Source organism: Aequorivita sp. IT1183 (genome assembly GCF_058068265.1).
Genome location: NZ_JBYRHS010000007.1, coordinates 1 through 21719, shown reverse-complemented (window position 1 = coordinate 21719; position 21719 = coordinate 1). Strand labels below are relative to the sequence as shown.

Below are 21719 nucleotides of genomic sequence, written 5' to 3'. Positions count from 1 at the left end.
ATTTATCCATCTCGCCACCTCTTAAATCACCACGGATTCCTATTTTTGCACTATGAAGAAATATTTATCAATCCTCCTACTTTTAGGTGGGTTAGCGTACGGACAGAACGACATTCCCACAGATTATTTTGCTAATCCACTAGATATAAAGCTGGTGCTTTCAGGAAATTTTGGCGAAATGCGAGCCAACCATTTTCACAGTGGTTTAGACATAAAAACCGAACAACGCGAAGGTCTTCCTGTTTACGCTCCCGCTGATGGTTATGTAAGCCGCATTAACGTGCAGCATTACGGTTATGGCAAGGCATTGTATATTCTTCACCCAAATGGCTACACAACTGTTTATGGACATTTAAAAAGCTTTGCTGGCGACATCGAAAAATATGTGAAAGACACCCAATACACCAAAGAAACTTTTGAAATTGAGCTTTTTCCAGACAGCACACTTTTACCCGTTAAAAAAGGAGATTTAATTGCTTATTCTGGGAATACTGGTGGAAGTGGCGGCCCGCATTTACATTTTGAAATTCGCGATTCTGCGCAACGCCCAATGAACCCGTTGCTTTTTGGAATAGAAATACCAGATTCCAAAGAACCAATTGTTAGTGCTGTATTTGCGTATCCAATCGGCGAAGATGCACACATTAACCAAAGCCAAAACCGAATAAAATTACGTTTGATAAAACAAAAAGACGGCAACTATAAAGCTGAAAACGTGAAAGCTTTTGGTAAATTAGGCTTCGGAATTACTACCTACGATCAGCAAGATGGCGCATCGAATAAAAACGGAGCCTACAGAATTGAATCGCGCTTTAATGGTTCGGAAAAATTTGAAGTGCTTTTCAATAAATTCTCATTCTCTGAAACGCGCTACCTAAATCGTTATACCGACTATAATTATTACGAAACCAACAAGAGTATGGTTCAAAAGCTCTTCCGCGAAACTAACAATCCGTTGAGCATAATTACCAAGGAAGATGAAAGTGGTTTCATTACCGTAAAAGACAGTCTTCAATCAATTTATACTATTGAAGTGAACGATTTTAAAGGCAACAGAATGTTTATCTCCGTTCCTATTGATGGTGCAAAACTTGATGTTTTGGAGCCAAAAAACATCGAAAAAACAGAAGACTATATTTATGCAGATCACGCCACATCAATAACGAAAGGCAAGTTTAGCATATACATTCCCGCGAATAGTTTATACGAAGACACTTACTTAAACATTAAAGACGAAGGCGACGTTTTAATATTTCACGAAGACCTTATTCCAATACACAATAATATTTCTATCACAACAGATATTTCTTCGTATAATGAAGCCGATAAAGACAAATTATACATTGGGAGATTAAATTATAGAGGCCAACCCTACTACACTACAACAACGCGAAGTGGAGACAAACTTACCGCAAAGACAAGAACCTTTGGAAGTTATACTGTTGCTTCAGATACGACACCACCATCAATAAAAGCTATTAATTTTTCTGAAGGAAAATGGATTAGCGATCAAAACTTCTTAAAATTGAAAATCACCGATGATTTAAGTGGAATTAGCTCATACCGAGCAACAATCAACGGAAAATTCATTTTGATGGAATATGAATACAAAAAAGACGTTATAACTTATAATTTCAATGATAATGTAAATCTGGAAACAGAAAATAATTTGAAAGTTATTGTTATAGATAATGTTGGAAATAGTGCTACATTTGAAGCACAATTTTTCAGAAAACAACCCTAACCCTTGCTTTTGAAAACAATTAAACTACCGCTCACACTCCTTTTCATTTTTATCACAACGTTTGCATTTGCCCAAAAGGCAACCATCCGTGGAGTCATTTTAGACGAAATGAACACACCTCTTTCCGGGGTAAATGTAACTTATGAAAACAACGGAACCATATCAGATCTGAATGGTTATTATTTGTTGGAAATTCCTTCGAATCAAGAAGTTGTCGTAATATATTCGCACGTTGGCCATAAAAATGCCAGGTTGCGTTTTAACTTAAGTCCGAATGAGGATTACGAATTAAACCCCGTTTTAAAAATTGATGTTGAGCAAATTGCCGAAGTGGTTATTTCTGGGCGTGAAAACAGACGTATTGAAGGTCTTGTAAATATAGAACCTGAGATTATCCGTAAAATGGTTGGTGCAAATGCGGGTGTTGAAACGCTCTTAAAATCTCTTCCTGGTGTTAACGGAAATGACGAACTAAGCACGCAATACGCAGTGCGCGGAGGAAATTACGATGAAAACCTTGTTTACGTAAACGAAATTGAAGTTTACCGTCCATTCCTTATAAGAAGTGGGCAACAAGAGGGCTTAAGCTTTGTAAACAGTGAGTTAACGAGCAATGTTGATTTTTCAGCAGGAGGATTTCAAGCTAAATACGGCGACAAGCTTTCTTCGGTTTTAGATATTACGTATCGTCGCCCTGTAGAGTTTGGCGCTTCGGTAGATGTGAGCCTTTTGGGCGCAAGTGGTTCTGTGGAAGGTATTTCAAAAAATGGCCGTTTATCAGCAATTTTAGGAGTTCGCTATCGCGATAACAGTCTTTTGGTAGATGCAAAACAGACTGAAACTAATTACCGACCAAAATTTGCAGATGCACAGACGTATCTTACGTACAAATTCAATAATAAATTTGAATTGAGCTTTTTGGGAAATATTTCCATCAACGAATACAACTACAGACCTTTAACAAGACAAACAAACTTCGGAACAATCACCGACCCAATTGCACTGCTAGTGTTTTATGAAGGTCGCGAAGAAGATCGTTACAATACGTACTTCGGTGCTTTAAAATCTACTTGGGTTGTTTCAGATAATTACACCGCGAAATTTATTGGTTCCATTTATCAAACCACCGAGCAGGAATATTTCGACATACTTGCAGAATATCGCTTAGGTGAAGTAAATACTGAAATTGGAGGCGAAAATTTAGGTGAAGTAACTTTTACCCGCGGAATTGGCGGTCAGCTTACCCACGCCCGAAATGATCTAGATGCATTGATTGTTAACCTTGAGCACAAAGGGAACCTTGCAATTGAAGATAATAATATAGAATACGGCATTAAATACACCCGCGAAGATATTCGCGATCGCGTTCAGGAATACGAAATTATTGACTCGGCTGGGTTTTCTATCCGTCCACCAATATTTCCACCAAACAACCAACCGTACGAACCATACACTTCACCAATTGAACCGTATACAGACGTGCGTGCAATGAACGACACACAAATAGATCGTATTTCGGGTTATGCACAATGGAGCAAAAAAACGAGCCTGGGTAATAGCGATCTTTGGATGAATGCTGGCGTACGCGCACATAACTGGACCGTTAGCGGGAAAGACATTACGAGCACTACGCAAACCGTTTTTAGCCCAAGAGCACAGGTTTCGTTAAAACCAGCTTGGGATATGGATATGCTGTTCCGTCTTTCTGGTGGGGTTTATCATCAACCTCCTTTTTATAGAGAATTACGTGATTCATCAGGCACAGTTAGACCGGGCGTAAAAGCGCAAAAATCCATTCATGTTGTGTTTGGAAACGATTATAGTTTTAAAATGTGGGATCGTGCTTTTAGATTGAATTCCGAAATATACTACAAACACTTGACAGACGTAAATCCTTATACATTAGAAAATGTTCGCATTCGTTACCGTGCTACAAACAATGCCGTTGCTTATGCTTACGGACTTGATTTGCGTTTGGCGGGAGAATTTGTTCCCGGTACCGAAAGCTGGTTGAGTTTTGGTTACTTAAAAACGGAAGAAAATATTGAGGATCGCGGTTTCATTTTCCGCCCTACAGATCAACGTTTGAAGTTTGGAGTACTGTTCCAAGATTATGTAAAAGTGATCCCTTCACTTAAAATGTACCTTAATTTAACATATAACACAGGCCTTCCCGGAGGTTCGCCAAGTTATGCAGATCCTTATAAATACCAAGTAAGGCTACCCGATTATAAGCGTGCCGATGTTGGAATGAGCTATGTAATTATAGATAAAACTAAACTAAAGGAAAGTGGCTGGTTAGCGCCTTTTGAAGAGCTTACTATTGGTGCAGAAATATTCAACATATTCGATGTGCAAAACTCTATCACTAACACTTTTGTAAGAGATGTTTACACTAAAGTTCAGTACGCTATTCCAAACTATTTAACTCCACGCGTTTTCAACGTGAGAGCTACTGCGAAATTTTAAAGAGTGATTTAAAATTTAAAATTCAAGATTCAAAATTATTTGAATCTTGAATTTTAGATTTTAGTAATGATTTAGATGAAATTAAAACCGAAGGAATAATTTTATTCATTATTCACACGGAGTGTAGCCTTATTACCCAATCCCGTTATCAATAAACTCTTTCAATACATCCACCACATAATCAACTTCATCTTTCTTATTGAAGCTGGAAAAAGAAAAACGGATAGAAGGTTTGCTTAAATCTTCATCGGAAAGTATTTCGTTCAAAACATGCGATCCACCTTCACTCCCACTCTGGCAGGCGCTTCCTTTGCTACAGGCTATTCCTTTTAAATCTAATTGAAACAGAAGCAGCATCGCTTTTTCTGCGGAAATAGGCAGGCAAACGTTCAATAAAGTATAAGTACTGCGCACATTATCGTCACAGCTACCATTAAATTTTACCCCCGGAAAAGCGGCTATTAGTTCATCTTTAAAATAATCCTTCAGCTCGGTAATATATTTGCGCTCCTTTTCAAGTTTGTGATACGATAGCTTCAACGCTTCCGCCATACCAGCAATTGCGTAAACAGCTTCGGTACCAGCTCTTAGTCCGCGTTCCTGCTCGCCACCGTGTATTAGCGCTCGCAATCCTGAATTTTTTCTAACAAAAGCAAAACCCGCTCCTTTGGGTCCGTGAAATTTATGCGCAGCAGCAGCGGCAAAATCGATTGGAATTTCTTTAAAATCAAGTTCGAAATGCCCAACAGACTGCACTGTATCACTATGAAATAGGGCGTTGTATTCTTTACAAAGTAATGCCACTTCTTTTAAATCTAGCACATTTCCTACTTCATTGTTCACGTGCATCAAACTCACCAAAGTTTTTTGAGATATATCTGTCAAAAGATTTTTAAGATGTTCGTGATCTACTTGGCCACATTCATCCAATTTAACAAAATCAATTTGAACATTATATTCTTTTTGAAGCCATTCCAAGGTGTGCAAAACAGCGTGATGTTCAATACGGCTAGAAATTATTCGCTTTACACCAAGGTCGCGAACGGCACTATTCAGAATTAAATTATCTGCCTCTGTACCGCCAGAAGTGAAAATAATTTCACTTGCAGAAACGTTTAAAAGCTTTGCTATTTCCTTTCGGGCATTCTCAAGTAATGATTTAGAAGAACGTCCGTAAGAGTGTGTTGATGAAGGGTTTCCGTATTCAGTTTTTAAAACTTCCGTAATGCAGCTTATTACGTCGTCGCGCAATTCAGTTGTTGCAGCACTATCAAAATATACTTTTTTCATTTAATAAATTTTTTTCCTAATGTGAAGTATGTAACCTGCAATACTATTTTGTTTTACGCTACATGTTGCTTACTTGTTTTGGTTGGCAAAAATACATATTAAAAGAGTTTTGCCATCTATTCAGTTAAAAAGAAATGCGTTTCTTTGTGGAAGAGAAAATGTGGCATAAAACCAAATTTTTGCGAAATACCCTACGAAAATTATAATAATATGAATCGATTTCTTGGCCTTTTAATGTTAACATCAATCCTGCTTCAAAGCTGCGACGATGGTGAAATAATCATAACCACCTTCAATTTTGATGATGCTGAACTAAAGACTTGCGGCACATCTGGCAATCATGTTTTTTACAAAGTGAACGATGAAGCGCTAGAAAGCCTTTCGTTAAAATTAGGCGTAACAGATAGCCTTTATAGACTTGAAGGCCCTAAAACATACATTTTGAACGGGACTAGTAATTTCGTAAACTATCGAAATTATGACGGTGCTTTAGAATCTAATTATTTCTGCAGCAGCATTCCACCCACTACGCCAATCGTTACTGTAGATTATCTTGCAGTTTCTGGTACTGTCGAAATCACAACTATTTTTGAATTCGATGATAATGACGGCGTTCCAGCTGCCAACGAAGAAGGCGATACCGATGGTGATGGCATCCCAGATGTTTATGACGAAGATGACGACGGCGATAATGTACCCACTGCTTTAGAATTAGATATTCAGAATGAAGATGGAGACAACAATCCATTAACTAACCCACTAGATACAGACGGCGACGGCATTCCAGATTACTTAGACGATGACGATGATGGCGATGGTGTACTTACTAGAAATGAAGACATGAATGGGGATTTAAACCCAAGAAACGATGTAACAGATCCGAACGTTGGTGCAGATTATCTAAACCCGGCAGTTGCAAATAACTATGAGATAAACGAATATTACGAGCATGAATACACAATTACAAAAAGTGCAAAAGTAGTATTGAAAAACCTAGTGTTAATTAGCGGGGAAGAAGAAATAACCATAGAAACGCTAAATATGGGAACGCTTGAAAACATTGAAACGATTGACAAAACAAAAAAACCAGCGTTTTAATTCGGGATTCGGGAATTATAAATTATAGCAATAGCAGTCTACTGCGATTGAAAAATACTACTTATTAATTGTGTTCTGAAAAATATAAACCTCAGTTGCTCCGCGCCCATATTTCTGGAAATCGGCATCGTAAAACTTCACATTTTCATAGCGGTTAAAAAGATATTCTAATTCTGTGCGTAACACCCCTTCGCCGACACCATGAATAAAAACTACTTTCGGAATACGTTTTGAAATAGCGAAATCTAACTGCCTTTTTGCTGTATCTAATTGGATAGTTAGCATTTCATAATTATCTAGTCCGCGTGTTTTTGGCAGCAATTGATTAATGTGCAAATCTACCTCCAAAGGCGGCAGGCTGCGCTCTTTTGGTTTTACGCGTTTAGTTTTCCCAGGCTTTTTTTGTTCTTTTTCTGAAATAATTGAAGAAACATCCATTTGCGACAGTTCTCTTTTGGAAAGCGAACCATCTATTACGATAAGTTCATTCTTCAAAAAATCTATTTCGAAGCCATCAGAAGTCATTAAGGTTACCTCATTTCCCTTTACAGCAGTAACCACACCCGATATGGCATCGTCTAACACTGAAACTTTATCGCCTATTTTCATATAATTTTTAATATTTTTTTACTTCCACACAACAGATTCCAACCTTCATAAGTACCTCTTAACGAAAATATTACGTATTTTGCAGTGTTTTACACTATATGTGGTTTATTATTTTTAAATTTAACCCATCGAAACGGCTTTGTTGCCCCACATCAAAGTTTTTTAAAACTGTAAAAATATGAAAAACCTACTATTCTTTTCAACATTACTGCTAACAACTACTGGTCTTTTTGCGCAATTAACAGTTAAGCCTACTTCCGGTGGAACTGATTCTTTTGTTTACGTAAAGAATCAAGTGCTTTACGTTACGAATGAAGTTAACCTAACTAGAAATACAAGTGTTGCAAACGGTTCAACCGACAGTAAAGAAGCTAGCATTTACTTACGTGATAATGGGCAAATGATTCAAGGTAATGTTGCTGACAACACAGGAGATGGGCAGCTTTCTGCACAACAAAACTCCCCTGTTACAAATGCTTATGCCTATTATTATTGGTGCTCACCTATTGGAGATACCCCACTCAATGATGCTGGAAATAAATATTTTGGAGCGAACCATTTATATGAGCCATTATCGAGTATTAGTAATACAGCAGCACAACAAGTAGGTAAAACAAATGTACTTAATGGATTTACTAATCCAAAACTAACGGTTTCTACACGTTGGCTTTATACGTTTCGATACCCCGGCAAAGAAAGAGAAGGAAGTTATCAAGCTATGGGCAGTGGAAATAACGCTCCTCCAGGATATGGTTTTACAATGAAAGGAGTAAATTTTGGTGTTAGTGGAGCAGCCAATCCAATAGGTCCTGCATTTGGACACAATCAAAATTATGAGTTCCGTGGAAGACCAAATAATGGAACATTTTCAATTCCTATTAACGAGCCCAATAATGGAGAGGCGCTTATGACTTTTACAGGAAATCCTTATCCTTCATCAATAGACCTAAACGCACTTTTTTATGATAGCGATAATGAAGAATTAGATGCTATTTGGTATTATGATGAAGACCGAAAAGTCCTTTCACATTATTATTCCCAAAAACCTTTTGGATACGGAGTTTGGGTGCCAGGTGGTAAAGATTTAGACCTCAATAATAAGGATAACAGTCCTTCTGGTACATATGTTCACGCACCTTTCCAAATTTATTCTGCCAACGGCGGAGGTACTGGTACAAATACTAATGGCGATGCTAATCAAAACAAACGATACGCTCCAATTGGGCAGGGATTTATGGTGGTTGGAAAAAGCAGCATGGGCGCCGGTGTAGACAAAATTATAAATATTAAAAATTCACATAGAATTTTTGTAAAAGAAGGAGCAGCTGGCTCTGCTTTCCAAAGACCAGAATTCGCTAATGAAAATGAGGAGAGTGATGAACCTGATAACACTTACTTTTCTACCATAGCAGAAACGGCAAGAATAGACACGCGTCCTCCAAGTATGCGCATTTATACAATCTTTAATGAAGGAGTAACCAGAGATATGGTACTCGCTTTTTATGACGAAGCTACTGACGGCTACGACCGCGGCTTGGACGGCTTAAGTGCCCAAGATTTAAGAACAGACGCCTACTTCCCTATTGGCAATGACACTTACCGCCTACCTTATGTTATTAACGGTGTTAAGTATAATATTGATAAGCAAGTGCCAATCGCTTTTAAATTACAATATCAAACAAAATTTGATGTAAAAGTGGTTCAGGAAATTAAAAAACCATACATAAATGCTTACATTTTTGACGCTGTGGAAAATACCTATTCGCAAATTACCCGTGGTCAAAGTGCTACGTTCAATCTTCCTGCTGGAACTTACGACAATAGGTTTTTCGTAGTGTTTGTAAACCCAAATCTGAGATATGAAATTCCTGACGAAGAATGGAATGCTATTAGCTTGGTAACGGAAAATGTAAAGTTCTTCCAAAACAATAGAAGTCATCAATTAGAAGTAAGCAATCCGGAAGGCTATGTTATTAAAACCGCTTCTGTTTACGATATGAACGGTAAATTAGTAATAGCAGAGAAAAATCTTGGTAGCGATTCAAAATATAGCTTTTACACTGGTAATTTAAGCAGTGGTGTTTATTTAGTGAAGCTAATGACGGACAACGATATTGCTATAGATTATAAAGCAGTAGTACACAATTAATAACCTAATGCTTCGCAATACCAGATATTGCGAATGTAAATTATAATAAAAAACGGCCTCGAAATAATCAAGGCCGTTTTCATTATGTATTCATCTAAAAATCTTCAAAAATCTTAAAGCCTTTCGAAGTTTCGTTTATTACTATTTTTCAAACTCTTTTAAGGTCTTAATAATTATTGAAACGCAATCTCTCAATTGTTCTTCATTCATCACTAAAGGCGGTGCAAAGCGAATGATGTTTCCGTGAGTAGGTTTTGCTAATAAACCATTATCGCGAAGTTTTAAACAGATGTTCCAAGCGGTATCGCTGTCTTCAGAATCGTTAATAACAACTGCATTCAACAATCCTTTTCCGCGAACAAGTTTTGCAATGCTGCTGGTTTCAATGAATTTATTAAGTTCACTTCTAAAAAGTTGTCCAAGTTTTTCTGCATTTTCAGCAAGATTTTCGTCGCGAACTACACCTAATGCAGCCATTGCTACCGCAGCAGCAACTGGATTACCACCAAAAGTAGAACCGTGATTCCCTGGTTGAATAACATTCATAATCGCATCATCTGCCAATACAGCCGAAACTGGATAAGCGCCACCGCTTAATGCTTTTCCGAGGATTAGAAGATCAGGCTTCACATTTTCGTGATCAACCGCAAGAAGTCTTCCTGTTCGGGCAATACCCGTTTGTACTTCATCTGCAATAAAAAGAACGTTGTGCTTTTCGCATAAAGCTCTTGCTTTGCTCAAATAACCTTCTGACGGCACAAAAACTCCGGCTTCGCCTTGAATAGGCTCCACCAAGAATCCAGCAATATTTTTATTGCTTTCTAAATGCTGCTCAAGTTGCTCAAGATTATTGTACTCTATTTTTATAAATCCTTTTGTGTACGGGCCAAAATTATCGCGCGCCACGGGATCGTTACTGAACGAAATAATTGTAGTAGTTCTTCCGTGAAAATTGTTTTCGCAAACAATAATGTCGGCTTCATTTTCTGCGATTCCTTTCTTTTCATACGCCCACTTTCTACAGATTTTTAAAGCCGTTTCCACAGCTTCGGCACCCGTATTCATTGGTAGTACTTTATCAAATTTGAAAAAATCACAGACAAATTTTTCATATTTCCCAAGCATATCATTATGAAATGCGCGTGAAGTTAGTGTGAGTGTTTGTGCCTGCTCGTTCATGGCATTAACAATTGTTGGGTGACAGTGACCTTGGTTTACTGCGGAATAGGCCGAAAGAAAATCGTAATATTTCTTTCCTTCCACATCCCAAACATATACGCCTTCTCCCCTATTTAAAACCACTGGAAGTGGATGATAATTATGGGCTCCGTATTTGTTTTCCAATTCAATAGCTTTAGCTGAAGCTGTTTGCTCTAAGACTGACATAAATGTAAAATTTTGATGTAATTTAATAGTGATTCCTGCTTTGTGGAGAGAAATCATCCTGAAATTGCAAAATTAGCGATTATTATCTATATAAGTAGGTAATAGCGCCTTTTTTACCGAATTTGAAATAAGAAAGATTGTATTATTCGCTAAATAATAAATATTTTAGCAATATGCTTTAAATACAACCCTTCCTATTTAAAGTATAGAATTTAATATTATTTCATATTATGAAACACTATCCCCATTTAATAGAAGACTTAGGCATTGGAATCTGGGAATATAATGTTCAGACCAGAAACATTATTTGTAATGAAAATTGGGCTTCAATAATAGGTTACACAATCGCAGAGCTCGAACCAATTACTTTCGAAACTTGGAATAAAATGTTTCATCCTAAATATTTGGGCAATTCTGACAATTTATTTAAAATGTATTTGGAAGGAAAAACCAAGGAGTTTAAATGCGAGATTAGATTAAAACATAAAGATGGTCACTCTATTTGGGTACTTGCACAAGGGAAAATAGTATCGAGAGATGAGAACGGCAGTCCTGTTTTAGTTGTTGGGACAAATCAAGATATTACCGACGAGAAAAGAAACCAATTAAAACTTAGAAGGTTTAAAGACATTACAGAAATTGCAAGTAATATTGCTCAAACTGGATATTGGGAAATCGATTATATAACCAAAAACTTCTTTTGGAGCCCAATGATAAATAAAATATACGGGCAAGCACCAGATTTTTCACCTAAGGAAGAAGATGTATTAAGTTATTTTGCTGAAGGCGAACATAGAGATACAATGAAACTCGCAATAAAAAATGCGGTTTTAAACAAACAAAATTTTGACCTTGAAGTACAAGTTAATTCGAAAGACAAATCCTTAAAATGGGTTAGAATAATTGGCATCGCCGATTTCAAAAAATCGAAGTGTATACGCCTTTATGGAATTGTACAAGATATTGATGACTTAAAAAGGATTCGAATTAAAACAGCCATACAAGAAGAGCAGTTTAGACAAACATTTGAGCATGCTACCATTGGTATGGCCTTGGTTGGACTTGATGGCACTTGGCTTAAGGTTAATGAAAGCATATGCTCTCTTTTAGGATACTCGAAAAAAGAATTCTATAATTTAACTTTTGCAGACATTACCCATCCCGAAGATCTTAATAAGGATATAACTTTGCTGAATGAATTGGTGGCAGATAAACGTAAAAACTATCAAATGGAAAAGCGTTATATCTGTAAAAATGGAGATATTGTCTGGGCGTATTTATCAGTGTCATTAGTGCGTAATAATGAGGGCAGCCCGTTGCATTTTGTATCTCAGATACAGGATATTAATGAAAATAAAAATTTGGTCGAGACTATGAAAGACCAAAACAAAAGACTTATAAATTTTGCCTATATCGTGTCTCATAATTTAAGATCGCATGCCGGAAATATTGCTATGATTTTGGAACTAATGGCTTCAGAAAATTTAGAATTAGTTGATAATGAATTCATGGTTCACCTTCAATCTGCTTCCAATAATCTAAACGATACAGTGGAACATCTTAATGAAGTGGTTGTAATAAACACAAAGATTTATGATAATCTGGTGCCATTAAATCTTCATCAATATATAAATAGTGCATTGGTGAATATTCGAGGGCTGGCAACAGTCACTAATAGTGTAATAATTAATCAAACTAGCGAAGATTTATTTGTTGCCGGAATTCCAGCCTACTTGGAAAGTATTGTGCTAAATTTCCTAACAAATGCTATAAAATATCGCTCGCCAGACCGCAACCCCCATATTATAATTTCTGCTGAAAGTAAAAACAGCCATATTATTCTGAAAATAAAAGACAACGGAATGGGGATTGATTTAAAGCGAGTTGGTAAAAAGCTATTTGGAATGTACAAAACCTTCCATAATAACGAAGATTCTCGTGGTATTGGCTTGTTTATTACCAAGAATCAAGTTGAAGCTTTGGGAGGTAAAATTAAGGTGAAAAGTGAAGTTGGCATAGGCACCGAATTTAGCATCTACTTCAATAAAGCGAAGATGAAAAATAACAAGTTAACCCCTTTAAAATAACGCATATAAGTATGAAAAAAATAAACCTAGCCTGCATAATAGACGATGATCCTATATTCGTTTTCGGCACCAAAAAAATTATGAAACTGGCAGACTTTTGTCAAAGTTTCATGGTTTTTCATAATGGTGAAGAAGCTTTAAATAGTCTGAAAGCGATAATTAAAGGCGGTGAAAAATTGCCAGAGATTATACTGCTAGATTTAAATATGCCAATTATGGATGGTTGGGAATTTTTAGAAGCCTTTACAGCTATACCTACACCCACTACAATTAACATATATATAGTTAGCTCCTCTTTAGATCCAGAAGACATTAAGCGGGCTAACAACTTGAAGAGTGTGAATAATTACATCATTAAGCCCATTGCATACGATAAGATAGCAGAAATTGCTTCAGATCTTTAATCGGTCAATTTTAAATCTCAAAGTTTCGTTTAAATGCCAAAAACGTTCTATTTTTGCGCCTATGGCAGTAAAAAATAAGAAAGTAGTTTTAGAAAACCTTGAAGTAATAGATGCGGGCGCTAAAGGCAAAGCAGTAGCCAAAGCAGCAGACGGAAGAGTAGTTTTTATAAACAACGCCGTACCTGGTGATGTGGTAGATGTGCAGACACATAAAAAACGTAAAGCGTATTATGAAGGTTCTGCTATTTCAGTTTCAAAATATTCTGAAAAAAGAGCTGAACCGGTTTGTCCACACTTCGGAACTTGTGGTGGCTGCAAATGGCAGAATATGGGTTATGAACACCAACTTTTTTACAAACAAAAAGAAGTTGCCCAAAATCTGCAACGCATCGGGAAAATTGAACTGCCCGAATTTCAACCTATTTTAGGTTCCGAAAAACAATATTTTTATCGCAACAAAATGGAGTTTTCTTTTAGTGACAGCAAGTGGCTAACACTGGAACAAATTAAAAGCGATGAAACAATAGAAGACCGAAACGCCCTTGGTTTTCACATTCCTGGAATGTGGGACAAGATTTTAGATCTTAATATATGTTACCTGCAAGCGGACCCCAGTAATGCTATTCGCGATTTTGTGAAGGCGAAATCTGAGGAATTGAATTTAACATTTTTCAACACCAGAAATCAAGAAGGATTTTTAAGAACGCTTATGCTTCGCACTTCTTCAACCGGTGAAATAATGGTTCTGCTGCAATTTTTTCACGAAGATGAAGCAAACCGAAAACTACTTTTAAGTGCAATTGCTGAAGAATTTCCACAGATTACTTCACTTTTATATGTAATCAATTCCAAAGGAAACGATACACTTTACGATCAAGACATTGAACTTTTCCACGGAAGAGATCATATTTTTGAAGAAATGGAAGGTTTAAAGTTTAAAATAAATGCAAAATCTTTCTACCAAACTAACAGCGAACAAGCGTACGAACTTTATAAAATAACCCGTGATTTTGCAGGTTTAAGCGGAAATGAGCTAGTTTACGATTTATATACTGGTACAGGAACAATAGCGCAATTCGTTGCTAAAAACGCAAAAAAAGTAATTGGCGTTGAGTCCGTTCCGGATGCTATTGAAGCTGCCAAAGCCAACGCGCTACTAAACAATATTGATAACGTTGAGTTCTACGTGGGTGATATGAAAAAAGTGTTTAACGATACATTTATAAGCAAACACGGAAAGCCAGATGTAGTTATTACAGATCCGCCACGCGACGGAATGCACGCAGACGTTGTTGCACAGCTTCTAAATATTGGTGCCGCTAAAATTGTATATGTAAGTTGTAATAGTGCAACGCAAGCACGCGATTTAGCTTTGTTAGATTCAAAATATAAAGTTATTAAAGTACAGCCAGTAGATATGTTTCCGCAGACGCATCACGTAGAAAATGTTGTACTTTTGGAGAAACGCTGATTCGTCAAAAGGACGTAAGACGGTAAGACGTAGGACTAAAAAAAGCAGAAGGGTTTTGATTTTTATTAATATTTTGATGCTGTATTAGTCTTACGTCCTATGTCAAAAAGTCTTAGGTCTATTTAAAAAAAATTATGTTGAAAAAAATTATTCTTTTCATACTTATAATCTTCGCCTTTAAAAGTTGTACCAAAGACGATATTTGCCCAGAAGGAACGGCAATTACGGCAAACCTGGTTATTACCTTTAACGATATTTCAAATCCCAGTAATTCGAAAAACGTAACAGTTTTAAGCGTTAAAACGGATTACAATGATAGTGTTGAAGTAATATCTTTGGAAGATACTAATGAAATAGTGATACCGCTTAGCACTACTTCAGATACCACAAAATATAAGTTTATAAGGACAACCTATGGAACCAGCGATACGCTAGTTAATACAGATAGAGTAATGTTTGTGTACCAGCGAAAAAATAATTACGTTAATCGCGCTTGCGGTTTTAACACTGAATATTTTAATCTGGAGGCAGAATTAGAGCTAGAAGGAAACGAAAATTGGATTCAAGAAATAATAGTAAAACGAGATACAGTTAATGACGAAAATAGCGCCCATATTACTATGCTGCATTAGTCTTTTTTGCGGCACACATTTAATGGTGGCGCAACAAAAGAGTGAAACTACCACAGACACTATTTCAAAAATTGAAAAGTATGGAATTCGTGTGGGTGTAGATTTGGCAAAACCTTTGCGATCTTTAGTTGAAGATGGCTATTCTGGTTTTGAAGTTATGGGTGACTTTAGGATAACCAAAAAGTTTTATGCCGCAGTAGAACTTGGAAACGAAACGAAAGACTGGAACGAGCCCTACATTTCTGCCACTACGAGTGGAAGTTATGCAAAAATAGGTTTTGATTACAACGCTTATGAAAATTGGTTGGGAATGGAAAACGCGATTACACTAGGTATGCGGTACGGAATTTCTACTTTTAAGCAAGAATTGCTCAGTTACCGAATATATACAGACAATACTGCATTTCCCACTGAAACCATTTATGATCCACAAGAATTCAGTGGTTTAACCGCACATTGGGCCGAATTTATTTTGAGCATTAAAACTGAAATACTAAACAATCTCTATCTTTCCTTAAATGTTCAATTGAAGAGAAAAATTTCAGAAACGGAACCAGAAAATTTTGCAAACCTATACATCCCAGGATTCAATAGAACATATGATTATAGCGAATTTGGCGTTGGGTACGGGTATTCTCTTTCTTACTTAATACCTATTTTCAAGAAAACAGAAGTGTCCCAACAAGCCCCGAAGGGGAAGTAATTCTACGCTTTGACTGAATACTAATCACTGATCACTGAATACTAAACTACTGCTTACTAGTTTTCCTACTTCCCTCATACATTTCATAACGTACAAGTTTAGCTTCAAGCTTTCCGTTGAAGAGTTTTATCTTTCTTGAAGGACGAAGTCCTACAAATTTCAACGCTTCCATGTTTGAAGTAATCATCCAAGCTTGTGTGCCTGGATAATTGCGTTTCAGTGTATTACCAATAGAACTGTAAAATTCTTCAACATCGTTTACAGAAATCCGTTCGTCATAGGGCGGATTGAAAACCATATACAAAGATTTATCACCTTCTTTTTCACTTTGGAAAAAATCTTGTTGCTTTAATTCAATAAATTCTTGAAGGTTTGCACTTTTTATATTCTCTTTAGACTTTTGAATTGCTACTGGATCAATATCAAATCCATAAATTTTATGTGGGAAATCACGAACTTTTGCGAGCGCAGCTTCTTCTATTTTTTCATATAAATCTACATCAAAATCAGGCCAAGTTTCAAAACCGAATTCTTGACGATTCAAGTTAGGAGGAATATTGCAGGCAATCATAGCTGCTTCGGTAAGCATAGTTCCACCACCACACATTGGGTCGAGAAAATTACATTGCCCTTGCCAGCCGGAAAGCATTAAAATTCCTGCCGCAAGTACTTCGTTTATTGGCGCAAGGGTACTTTCTACTTTATAACCACGTTTGTGAAGCGATTCACCAGAACTATCTAAGGAGACGGTACAAATATTTCTGTCAATATGCACATTAATACGTAGCGTAGGATGATCCAGATCTACATCTGGTCGAACTCCTTCCTTATCGCGAAATCTATCAACAATGGCATCTTTCGTTTTTAGAGAAATATATTGCGAATGCGTAAAAACATCTGAAAAAACAGTGGCATTCACGGCTAATGAGCCCTTTACATCCATGTGTTTTTCCCAAGGCATTTCGTAAATCTTCTTATAAAGATCTTCTTCAGTAAAAATATTAAAAGCTGAGATTGGTTTCAAAATTTTAATGGCCGTACGGCAGCATAGATTCGCTTTGTACATAAAGCCCGTGTCGCCTTCAAATGAAACGTTACGCACCCCAATTTCAACAGCCGAAGCACCCAATTGACGTAATTCCTGAGCAAGCAGCTCTTCCATCCCAAAAAGGGTTTTGGCCACCATTTTAAAATTCTTTACCATAGATCATCCCAGTCTAAACAGGGAACTTTTTAATTAATTTTCAATTTATACGAAATTAAAAATCTTCCATTTAACAAAGGAACAAAAATACAGTATTTTTGCAGTGCGAAACGATAACTATGCAAAAAGAAAAAGAGAATTGGTATACATCCTGGTTTAATACTCCATACTATCATCTGTTGTACAAAGACAGAAATCATAGGGAGGCGGCAATATTTATGAATTCTCTTACCAGTTATTTAAATCTTAAAAAAAACGATTCTATTCTCGATCTTGCGTGCGGACGAGGACGGCATGCAAAATATTTATACCGTCAAGGATTTGATGTTACTGCAGTAGATCTTTCTGAAGAGAGTATTGAATACGCAAAACAATACGAAAACGCGCGACTTCATTTTGAGGTGCACGATATGTGTTTGCCCTATCCGAAGCAATTTGATGCAGTTTTTAATCTCTTTACGAGTTTCGGATATTTTGAGAACGAAATAGATAACTTGAGAACAATAAAAGCCATTAAAGCTGAATTAAAGCCATCGAGCTACGCTGTTATTGATTTTTTAAATGTTGAATTAGCCATAGCTAATCTCGTTCCCTTAGAAAAAAAGAAGGTAGGCGACATTGTTTTTCATATTGAAAAATATGTTGAAGAGGGTTATATTGTTAAAAACATTCGATTTACGGATCAAGGAGAAGATTTTTTATATACCGAACGTGTAAGGGCCTTGACTTTGCAGGATTTTGAATCATACTTTAAGGAAGCCGGCATTACGCTTAAGAACGTTTATGGCAATTATAAACTTGAGGATTTTAATAAAGAATCTTCTGAAAGACTAATCCTAATTTTCAACTGATGAATTATTTATTGCTTTTTTTGGCCGTGGCTGTAGGTTATTTTATTGCGCTTTTCCTAAAGAAAAAGGAATTGCGAAATATGGAGATTTTTCTGGCCTTTAGTGGCGGATTTTTATTGTCGATTACCGTTTTTGAACTTATACCTCACGTATTTGAAAACCCTTCAAAAAGCATAGGTGTTTACATAATGCTCGGAATATTACTGCAAATATTTTTAGAGTTTTTTTCAAAAGGCGCCGAACACGGCCATGTCCATTTACATTCTGAAGCAAAACATTTTCCTTGGATTTTGTTCATTAGTTTAAGCATTCATGCGTTTATGGAAGGATTCCCTATTTCCGAAAATAATAATTTGCTGATTGCTATTATTGTTCATAAAATTCCGGTGGCTATAATACTATCTTTCTTTTTCATTACCGCAGGATATAAAAGATCCACTACCTTATTTTTTCTATTCTTTTTCGCAATAATGACGCCTTTGGGTAGTTTTATATCAACACATTACAACCTTTTTCATCAATATGAAACACCAATTACAGCTATAGTTATTGGAATATTTTTACACGTTTCAACCACTATTCTCTTTGAAAGTTCGAAGAACCACAAGTTCAACCTTTCAAAAATGACCGCGGTAATTTTAGCAGTGGTGATTGCGTATTTTATTTAATTTGCTTCCGAAGTATTAGTGTGGAGTTTCACTCTTTTCTCGTATTCAAGTACGTTGGCTACCATTCGTAAATCGCCATAGGTGAATTTCTTGTCAATTCTACTTTTTAAGTCGTTAAAACCTTCGTATACTTCGGTTTGCATAATTTTCTTGAGTTCGAGATATTTTTCTTCTGGCATTATTTCGGTGATTTTAAGCTCTCCCGTAGATAAAAAAATACCGAGATGCCTTTCAATAGTGCCAACAGTGTAATCACGTTCCTTCGCTATTTCTGTTATGCTCAATCCAGATTTGAATAATTTGAAGGAGATTTGTTGCGTCTCACTTTTTTTAGGCACAGATTTAGTTTCATTTTTCGGCTCTATTTCATTTTCTTGGCAGTAATTCCTTATGACTTCGAGAATTGCAGCGCCGTATTTTTCAAGTCTTACTTTTCCAATGTCAGTAATTCCTCGGAGTTGTTTAACATTTATGGGTAAGACTTGGCACATTTCAAAAAGTGCTTTTTGGGTAAAAACTTGATAGGCCGCGACCGCTTCTTCATCTGAAAGTACTTTCCGAAGTTCTCTCAGCAGTTCAAATAATTCTTTATTTTCAGTTGAAATTGCTAAATCAGCTTTGGCGCGTTTTGGCTTGTCTACTTCCTGCAGTGCGGCCTTAGCTCGTAAATCGAGGTATTTTGAAGTTTTGAAACCATCTTTTAAACCATTAAAACAAAACTGTTTTGCAACTATCAATTCTTCCAAATTATTAAGCTGATTTGTAATATCTTCTTTAATTGCTTTATTATCTGTGGAAAAATTAAGATCGTCTAAAGGTTTTTTAATAAAATCTTCTAAATGCTTTTCAAAATAAAAAACGGCCTTTTTAAAGCGCTCCTGTAACATAACATTATTTTCTGGAGCATCGTGTTCGCTTAATTTTTTTAATTGAAATTGGAAGTTCGTATTGACTTTTAAAAGTTCAGTCACTCCTTTTTCCTTTAAAATGGTTAATTGATCGAGTAAATTTCCATTGATATTGCCATTATTTTTAAAATAGACATCTATAATTCGACTTACCGGATATAAGAAAGGATATAAATTAAAAATGTCATGGATCAAATTAAGTTGATATGCTATTTGTGAAGTTTCCAAAATGGAAGTATCTGGCTGGTTCTCTTCGGCATTTTTACTAAAGGAAGCAACTTCCAGATTGTTGATTATGCTTTTTTGAGTGAGCGGCCCTGTTAAAACAATACCTTCCAAAGTTTTGCAGCGACTTAAAGCTACATAGGTTTGTCCGTGAGCGAAGGCTTCTTGGGCGTCGATAATTACTTTTTCAAATGTGAGCCCCTGACTTTTATGGATAGTTATAGCCCAAGCCAAACGCAATGGCATCTGGGTAAATGAACCAATTTCATCTTCCATTATTTCCTTAGTATCCGGATGGATGGAGTATTGAATATTCTTCCATATTTCTGGACTAGTAACGATATCTGAATTATCGCCGGGACAACGCACGAGGACTTCATCTTCATCTAAATCTATGATTGTTCCAATCTTTCCATTGAAATAGCGTTTTTCAGCAGAGCTGTCATTTTTAACAAACATTACTTGCGCTCCTATCTTAAGTTCCAACTCTAAATGTGTGGGATATGTATATTCTGGAAACTTACCTGCTACTTCTGCTTCGTAAAAAAAACTTTTCTTTTTTAGCTTTTTCAGTTCAACAGAATTTATTCTATCCGCTCTATTGTTATGCGTGGTCAAAGTAATAAACCCAGCACCGTCATTTGCTGAAAAGTTAGGAATATACCGTTTATTAAGGGTTTCAGAGGATTCGTGTGTCAAAGAATCATTTCTAATTTCGTTTAATATTTTTATAAAATCCTCACTTTCCTGTCTGTAAATGTGTTTCAATTCAATGGTTATGGCATTCGAATTTTGAAAAACGTTGCTTCCAAAGAAAAACCCGGTCTTGTAGTGTTTTTTTAAAAGTTGCCATTCATCGTTCTTAATTACTGGCGAAAGCTGTTGTAAATCGCCAATCATCAATAATTGAGCGCCTCCAAAGGGTTTACTTCTATCTCTAAACCTACGCAAAACCTGATCTATACCATCGAGCAAATCAGAACGCACCATACTTACTTCATCGATAACCAACAAATCTAAAGATTTAATAATATTGATTTTCTTTTTACTGAATTTTTTAGAAAATGAATTGCCTTGCGTATTTGCAGTTTCGGGTAAGATTGGACCAAAGGGCAACTGAAAAAAGGAATGGATGGTCACCCCTCCCGCGTTAATAGCCGCAACACCGGTGGGTGCCACAACTGCCATTCTTTTTAAGGAATCCTTTTTTAATTTATGTAGAAACGTAGTTTTTCCTGTCCCCGCTTTTCCGGTCAGGAAAATATTCCTATCGGTATAATTGACGAAGTTCCAAGCCAGATCGATTTCAGGATTTTCAATCATTATTAAAAATTGTGGGGGAGGTTAATGTATTTCGGAGAATAAATATAATAAATATAGCGTGGAAATAAAATCAGAAATTTTAAAATTGAGAGGTTAGGTTATATTGTATTCAATATACAGCAGCTTTACACTGAAATACATTCAATTTATGAATTATTCAGTGATAGTAAAATTAGTACTTAGATTGCTTCGAAATGCTTAAATCGATATTTAGTAGAAGGTTTTAAAGGAAGGCGTTTATGTTTATGATAACGGCAGGGGCGAATAAGCTAATAGTTATAAAAAATTATGGTTCCGTCTTGTCGCCCCTACCACCACGATGTGGGAGAGTAGGTTTGTTTTTCAGTTTATTCCAAAAAAAAAGACCCAATCAAATGAATGATTGGGTCTTTAAAGGAAGGCGTTTATGTTTATGATAACGGCAGGGGCGAATAAGCTAATAGTTATAAAAAATTAGAGCTCCGTCTTGCCGCCCCTACCACCACGATGTGGGAGAGT

The 21719-nt window shown here is 36.3% G+C and carries 16 protein-coding genes; 11 read left to right on the top strand and 5 right to left on the bottom strand.

The window, feature by feature from the left end:
- The first annotated feature begins 52 nt into the window (after positions 1–52).
- Entirely contained in the window at positions 53–1744 is a 1692-nt protein-coding gene (locus tag AC3RVF_RS14580) for a M23 family metallopeptidase (RefSeq protein ID WP_489693670.1), read from the top strand.
- Positions 1745–1753: 9 nt separating this feature from the next.
- Positions 1754–4213 (top strand): TonB-dependent receptor, encoded by a 2460-nt coding sequence (locus AC3RVF_RS14575; RefSeq protein WP_489693669.1) that lies wholly within the window; start codon positions 1754–1756, stop codon positions 4211–4213.
- A gap of 132 nt (positions 4214–4345) precedes the next feature.
- Here AC3RVF_RS14575 and AC3RVF_RS14570 read toward each other — a convergent pair whose 3' ends face one another.
- The gene (locus tag AC3RVF_RS14570; RefSeq protein WP_489693668.1) at positions 4346–5503 is read right to left on the bottom strand and encodes a cysteine desulfurase family protein; all 1158 of its coding nucleotides are present in this window, start codon (positions 5501–5503) and stop codon (positions 4346–4348) included.
- Between the two features lie 210 nt (positions 5504–5713).
- On the opposite strand from AC3RVF_RS14570, the gene AC3RVF_RS14565 reads away from it, so the two are divergent.
- The gene (locus AC3RVF_RS14565; RefSeq protein WP_489690106.1) at positions 5714–6601 is read left to right on the top strand and encodes a hypothetical protein; all 888 of its coding nucleotides are present in this window, start codon (positions 5714–5716) and stop codon (positions 6599–6601) included.
- A gap of 57 nt (positions 6602–6658) precedes the next feature.
- Here the strand turns inward: AC3RVF_RS14565 and AC3RVF_RS14560 are convergent, their stop codons facing one another.
- Positions 6659–7210, bottom strand: coding sequence for a DUF8465 domain-containing protein (locus AC3RVF_RS14560; RefSeq protein WP_489690107.1), 552 nt, complete (start codon positions 7208–7210; stop codon positions 6659–6661).
- Positions 7211–7388: 178 nt separating this feature from the next.
- On the opposite strand from AC3RVF_RS14560, the gene AC3RVF_RS14555 reads away from it, so the two are divergent.
- Entirely contained in the window at positions 7389–9359 is a 1971-nt protein-coding gene (locus AC3RVF_RS14555; RefSeq protein WP_489693667.1) for a DUF8693 domain-containing protein, read from the top strand.
- 141 nt (positions 9360–9500) lie between these two features.
- Here the strand turns inward: AC3RVF_RS14555 and rocD are convergent, their stop codons facing one another.
- Positions 9501–10745, bottom strand: coding sequence for an ornithine--oxo-acid transaminase (gene rocD, locus AC3RVF_RS14550; protein WP_489690109.1), 1245 nt, complete (start codon positions 10743–10745; stop codon positions 9501–9503).
- A gap of 230 nt (positions 10746–10975) precedes the next feature.
- Here rocD and AC3RVF_RS14545 point away from each other — a divergent pair, with 230 nt between their 5' ends.
- From AC3RVF_RS14545 to AC3RVF_RS14525, 5 genes are all read left to right on the top strand, one after another.
- Positions 10976–12832, top strand: a complete 1857-nt coding sequence (locus AC3RVF_RS14545; protein ID WP_489693666.1) for a PAS domain-containing sensor histidine kinase — start codon at positions 10976–10978, stop codon at positions 12830–12832.
- Between the two features lie 11 nt (positions 12833–12843).
- On the top strand, positions 12844–13236 hold the full coding sequence (locus tag AC3RVF_RS14540; RefSeq protein WP_489693665.1) for a response regulator: 393 nt from the start codon (positions 12844–12846) through the stop codon (positions 13234–13236).
- A gap of 61 nt (positions 13237–13297) precedes the next feature.
- The gene (gene rlmD / locus AC3RVF_RS14535) at positions 13298–14707 is read left to right on the top strand and encodes a 23S rRNA (uracil(1939)-C(5))-methyltransferase RlmD (protein ID WP_489690112.1); all 1410 of its coding nucleotides are present in this window, start codon (positions 13298–13300) and stop codon (positions 14705–14707) included.
- Positions 14708–14841: 134 nt separating this feature from the next.
- Positions 14842–15339: a DUF6452 family protein gene (locus AC3RVF_RS14530; RefSeq protein WP_489693664.1), complete on the top strand. Its 498-nt coding sequence runs from the start codon at positions 14842–14844 to the stop codon at positions 15337–15339.
- Positions 15302–16042, top strand: a complete 741-nt coding sequence (locus tag AC3RVF_RS14525; RefSeq protein ID WP_489693663.1) for a DUF6048 family protein — start codon at positions 15302–15304, stop codon at positions 16040–16042. Before AC3RVF_RS14530 ends, AC3RVF_RS14525 begins: the two co-directional genes overlap by 38 nt.
- Positions 16043–16088: 46 nt before the next feature.
- On the opposite strand, the gene AC3RVF_RS14520 is transcribed toward AC3RVF_RS14525, so the two are convergent.
- The gene (locus tag AC3RVF_RS14520; RefSeq protein ID WP_489690115.1) at positions 16089–17246 is read right to left on the bottom strand and encodes a THUMP domain-containing class I SAM-dependent RNA methyltransferase; all 1158 of its coding nucleotides are present in this window, start codon (positions 17244–17246) and stop codon (positions 16089–16091) included.
- Between the two features lie 119 nt (positions 17247–17365).
- On the opposite strand from AC3RVF_RS14520, the gene AC3RVF_RS14515 reads away from it, so the two are divergent.
- Complete coding sequence (locus AC3RVF_RS14515) at positions 17366–18097, top strand: class I SAM-dependent methyltransferase (RefSeq protein WP_489690116.1); 732 nt, start codon at positions 17366–17368, stop codon at positions 18095–18097.
- Entirely contained in the window at positions 18097–18765 is a 669-nt protein-coding gene (locus tag AC3RVF_RS14510; protein ID WP_489690117.1) for a ZIP family metal transporter, read from the top strand. Before AC3RVF_RS14515 ends, AC3RVF_RS14510 begins: the two co-directional genes overlap by 1 nt.
- Here the strand turns inward: AC3RVF_RS14510 and AC3RVF_RS14505 are convergent.
- Positions 18762–21221, bottom strand: coding sequence for a helix-turn-helix domain-containing protein (locus AC3RVF_RS14505; RefSeq protein ID WP_489693662.1), 2460 nt, complete (start codon positions 21219–21221; stop codon positions 18762–18764). The genes AC3RVF_RS14510 and AC3RVF_RS14505 overlap by 4 nt on opposite strands.
- Positions 21222–21719 lie beyond the last annotated feature (498 nt).